The 5,545-nt window shown below is 58.5% G+C and carries 3 rRNA genes; all 3 read right to left on the bottom strand.

Annotated elements, in window-relative coordinates:
- Positions 1–46: 46 nt before the first annotated feature.
- The 3 genes from rrf to AW16_RS0116465 all read right to left on the bottom strand — a co-directional run bounded on the left by rrf (position 47) and on the right by AW16_RS0116465 (position 5,291).
- A 5S ribosomal RNA gene (rrf, locus tag AW16_RS0116475) occupies positions 47–163 on the bottom strand.
- A gap of 73 nt (positions 164–236) precedes the next feature.
- A 23S ribosomal RNA gene (locus AW16_RS0116470) occupies positions 237–3,349 on the bottom strand.
- A 421-nt stretch (positions 3,350–3,770) separates the two neighbouring features.
- Positions 3,771–5,291: ribosomal RNA gene (locus tag AW16_RS0116465) — 16S ribosomal RNA — on the bottom strand.
- Together the 16S, 23S and 5S rRNA genes form the textbook arrangement of a ribosomal RNA operon.
- Between the last annotated feature and the right edge of the window lie 254 nt (positions 5,292–5,545).

The following is a 5,545-nucleotide window of genomic DNA, read 5'->3' as shown; positions in this document are numbered from 1 at the left end:
GAAACAGAAAGAGCCACCCCGGATGGGGTGGCTCTTTCTGAATGGTGTCCGGCGGCGTCCTACTCTCCCACACCCTGGCGAGTGCAGTACCATCGGCGCTGTGGGGCTTAGCTTCCGGGTTCGGAATGGGACCGGGCGTTTCCCCCACGCTATGACCGCCGTAACGTTGTCGAGTTGTCAAACGGGTTCCCGTTCGTCTCTCGGGAACCGCACAGTGGACGCGTAGCAATGAATGAGTGGTGAAGTTGTCGGCTTATTAGTACCGGTCAGCTGCGAGGGTCGTTGGTCCCCTCTTCCACATCCGGCCTATCTACCCAGTGGTCTAGCTGGGAGCCTCTCGGGCATCGAGTGCCCGTGGAAACCTCATCTTGAAGCAGGCTTCCCGCTTAGATGCTTTCAGCGGTTATCCCTTCCGAACGTAGCCAACCAGCCGTGCTCCTGGCGGAACAACTGGCACACCAGAGGTTCGTCCGTCCCGGTCCTCTCGTACTAGGGACAGCCCTTCTCAAGTTTCCTGCGCGCGCAGCGGATAGGGACCGAACTGTCTCACGACGTTCTAAACCCAGCTCGCGTACCGCTTTAATGGGCGAACAGCCCAACCCTTGGGACCTACTCCAGCCCCAGGATGCGACGAGCCGACATCGAGGTGCCAAACCATGCCGTCGATATGGACTCTTGGGCAAGATCAGCCTGTTATCCCCGGGGTACCTTTTATCCGTTGAGCGACGGCGCTTCCACAAGCCACCGCCGGATCACTAGTTCCGACTTTCGTCCCTGCTCGACCTGTCGGTCTCACAGTCAAGCTCCCTTGTGCACTTGCACTCGCCACCTGATTGCCAACCAGGCTGAGGGAACCTTTGAGCGCCTCCGTTACATTTTAGGAGGCAACCGCCCCAGTTAAACTACCCACCAGGCACTGTCCCTGATCCGGATTACGGACCGAGGTTAGATGTCCAGAGCGACCAGAGTGGTATTTCAACGATGACTCCACCGACACTGGCGTGCCGGCTTCACAGTCTCCCACCTATCCTACACAAGCCGCACCGAACACCAATACCAAGCTATAGTAAAGGTCCCGGGGTCTTTCCGTCCTGCTGCGCGTAACGAGCATCTTTACTCGTAGTGCAATTTCGCCGAGTTCGCGGTTGAGACAGCGGAGAAGTCGTTACGCCATTCGTGCAGGTCGGAACTTACCCGACAAGGAATTTCGCTACCTTAGGATGGTTATAGTTACCACCGCCGTTTACTGGGGCTTAAATTCTGAGCTTCGCCTTGCGGCTGACCCGTCCTCTTAACCTTCCAGCACCGGGCAGGCGTCAGTCCGTATACATCGTCTTGCGACTTCGCACGGACCTGTGTTTTTAGTAAACAGTCGCTTCTCCCTGGTCTCTGCGGCCCTTCACGCTCCCCGGGCAAGCCGGTTCACGCTTCAGGCCCCCCTTCTCCCGAAGTTACGGGGGCATTTTGCCGAGTTCCTTAACCACGATTTGCTCGATCGCCTTGGTATTCTCTACCTGACCACCTGAGTCGGTTTGGGGTACGGGCGGCTAGAACCTCGCGTCGAGGCTTTTCTTGGCAGCATAGGATCACCGATTTCGCGCATACGCGCTACCCGTCAGCTCTCAGGCATCATGAGGTGCGGATTTGCCTACACCTCGCCCTACGACCTTGGACGTGGACTACCATCGCCACGCTCGGCTACCTTCCTGCGTCACCCCTGTTAATACGCTTACCTACTACCGGTTCGGGTCCCGTGCTCCCCGACGCGGTGCGACCCGAAGGTCACGGTGCGCCGGCTCGGACGGTTAGCATCACCGGGCTCGGTATGGGCGGTTCTTCGCCGGTACGGGAATATCAACCCGTTGTCCATCGACTACGCCTGTCGGCCTCGCCTTAGGTCCCGACTTACCCAGGGCGGATTAGCCTGGCCCTGGAACCCTTGGTCATTCGGCGGACGGGTTTCTCACCCGTCATTCGCTACTCATGCCTGCATTCTCACTCGTGTGGCGTCCACCGCTGGGTTCCCCCGCGACTTCACTCGCCACACGACGCTCCCCTACCCATCCACACGCCTGAACCCACAAGGGGCTGAGCTGATGTGTGAATGCCACAGCTTCGGCGGTATACTTGAGCCCCGCTACATTGTCGGCGCGGAATCACTTGACCAGTGAGCTATTACGCACTCTTTCAAGGGTGGCTGCTTCTAAGCCAACCTCCTGGTTGTCTGTGCAACTCCACATCCTTTCCCACTTAGCATACGCTTAGGGGCCTTAGCTGGTGGTCTGGGCTGTTTCCCTCTCGACTACGGAGCTTATCCCCCGCAGTCTCACTGCCACGCTCTGGCTTACCGGCATTCGGAGTTTGGCTAACGTCAGTAACCTGGTGGGGCCCATCGGCTATCCAGTAGCTCTACCTCCGGCAAGAAACGCGTGACGCTGCACCTAAATGCATTTCGGGGAGAACCAGCTATCACGAAGTTTGATTGGCCTTTCACCCCTAACCACAGGTCATCCCCCCGGTTTTCAACCCAGGTGGGTTCGGTCCTCCACGCGGTCTTACCCGCGCTTCAACCTGCCCATGGCTAGATCACTTCGCTTCGGGTCTAGAGCACGCGACTGTGACGCCCTGTTCGGACTCGCTTTCGCTACGGCTTCCCCACACGGGTTAACCTCGCCACGTACCACTAACTCGCAGGCTCATTCTTCAAAAGGCACGCCGTCACCCCTGCTAGGGAGGCTCCGACGGATTGTAGGCACACGGTTTCAGGTACTATTTCACTCCCCTCCCGGGGTACTTTTCACCTTTCCCTCACGGTACTTGTCCGCTATCGGTCACTAGGTAGTATTTAGGCTTACACAGTGGTCTGTGCAGATTCACTCCAGGTTTCTCGGGCCCGGAGCTACTTGGGATCCCTCTCGGGAGGCCACGCCATTTCGTCTACGGGGGTCTCACCCTCTGTGCCAGGCCTTCCCAGACCTTTCGACTATAACGCGACTTTCTGACTCCCTGCTGGATCGGCAGACCCAGCTGAAAGGTCCCACAACCCCGCATGCGCAACGCCTGCCGGCTTGAACACGCATACGGTTTGGCCTGATCCGCTTTCGCTCGCCACTACTCACGGAATATCTCTTCCTGCCGGTACTGAGATGTTTCACTTCCCGGCGTTCCCTCCACACACCCTATATATTCAGGTGCGGGTCACACGACATGACTCGTGCGGGGTTTCCCCATTCGGACATCCTCGGATCACGGTTCGTTTGCCAACTCCCCGAGGCTTATCGCAGGCTACAACGTCCTTCTTCGGCTCCTAGTGCCAAGGCATCCACCCTGTGCCCTTATAAACTTGACCACAAAGATCATTCAAAGATGCTCGCGTCCACTGTGCAGTTCTCAAGCTACGACCGGTACCCGAACCCACCACCGGCGCCGTCCCCACCACAGTGGAGCGGTACGACCGACCAGGTCCGACCCGCAGGCCGAGACCCGAACCCGCCCCCCACAGGGAACCGATCCGGGCCCACGCCCCGAGACAACAACCTTCCGGCTGTTCCCTCAGGACCCAACAGCGTGCCAAGCCGACCCAACACCCGATGGACCTTCGTTCCCTCCCCACAGCAAGCTGCAGGCGTACTAGAAGCCACCGACCCTCGAGCCGGCCATAGTCGATGTTCCACCCTCGAGCACCACCCCCGACGCGTTCGGCCGAGGCATGGGCCTGGACAACCCCCACCACCCATGACGGGCAAGCGTGGCTGCCAGATGCTCCTTAGAAAGGAGGTGATCCAGCCGCACCTTCCGGTACGGCTACCTTGTTACGACTTAGTCCCAATCGCCAGTCCCACCTTCGACAGCTCCCTCCACAAGGGTTGGGCCACCGGCTTCGGGTGTTACCGACTTTCGTGACTTGACGGGCGGTGTGTACAAGGCCCGGGAACGTATTCACCGCAGCGTTGCTGATCTGCGATTACTAGCGACTCCGACTTCATGGGGTCGAGTTGCAGACCCCAATCCGAACTGAGACCGGCTTTTTGGGATTCGCTCCACCTTGCGGTATCGCAGCCCTTTGTACCGGCCATTGTAGCATGCGTGAAGCCCAAGACATAAGGGGCATGATGATTTGACGTCATCCCCACCTTCCTCCGAGTTGACCCCGGCAGTCTCCCATGAGTCCCCGGCATAACCCGCTGGCAACATGGGACGAGGGTTGCGCTCGTTGCGGGACTTAACCCAACATCTCACGACACGAGCTGACGACAACCATGCACCACCTGTACACCGACCTTACGGGGAGCACATCTCTGCACTTTTCCGGTGTATGTCAAGCCTTGGTAAGGTTCTTCGCGTTGCATCGAATTAATCCGCATGCTCCGCCGCTTGTGCGGGCCCCCGTCAATTTCTTTGAGTTTTAGCCTTGCGGCCGTACTCCCCAGGCGGGGCACTTAATGCGTTTGCTGCGGCACGGAACTCGTGGAATGAGCCCCACACCTAGTGCCCAACGTTTACGGCATGGACTACCAGGGTATCTAATCCTGTTCGCTCCCCATGCTTTCGCTCCTCAGCGTCAGTTGCGGCCCAGTGACCTGCCTTCGCCATCGGTGTTCCTCCTGATATCTGCGCATTCCACCGCTACACCAGGAATTCCAGTCACCCCTACCGCACTCTAGTCTGCCCGTACCCACTGCAAGCCCGAGGTTGAGCCTCGAGTTTTCACAGCAGACGCGACAAACCGCCTACGAGCTCTTTACGCCCAATAATTCCGGACAACGCTTGCGCCCTACGTATTACCGCGGCTGCTGGCACGTAGTTAGCCGGCGCTTCTTCTGCAGGTACCGTCACTCTCGCTTCTTCCCTGCTGAAAGAGGTTTACAACCCGAAGGCCGTCATCCCTCACGCGGCGTCGCTGCATCAGGCTTGCGCCCATTGTGCAATATTCCCCACTGCTGCCTCCCGTAGGAGTCTGGGCCGTGTCTCAGTCCCAGTGTGGCCGGTCGCCCTCTCAGGCCGGCTACCCGTCGTCGCCTTGGTAGGCCATTACCCCACCAACAAGCTGATAGGCCGCGAGCCCATCCCCCACCGATAAATCTTTCCAGACACTATCCATGCAGATGCGTCTCGTATCCGGTATTAGACCCCGTTTCCAAGGCTTATCCCAGAGTGAAGGGCAGGTTGCTCACGTGTTACTCACCCGTTCGCCACTGATCCAACCAGCAAGCTGGTCTTCACCGTTCGACTTGCATGTGTTAAGCACGCCGCCAGCGTTCGTCCTGAGCCAGAATCAAACTCTCCGTAAATGTCAACTGGCACCCACCCATCGAAACAGGCAGGCAACCGACACAACGAAACGACCAACCCCCACGCTGACGCTAGGGCCGGCCAATCCAATTCGGCTGTATCTGAGAACCCAGCCCCACGGAGGTAGGACCAGATCCCCGTCTCAACCAAGACCCATCAAAGATGAGCCATATGGCATCGACTACTTGGCACACTGTTGAGTTCTCAAGGAACAGACGCGCATCCGATTCAGTCTCTCGACCTGCCCGGAGGC

Source organism: Cellulomonas sp. HZM, from assembly GCF_000708885.1.
Classification (GTDB): Bacteria; Actinomycetota; Actinomycetes; order Actinomycetales; family Cellulomonadaceae; genus Cellulomonas.
This window is presented reverse-complemented; position numbering and strand designations above follow the sequence as displayed.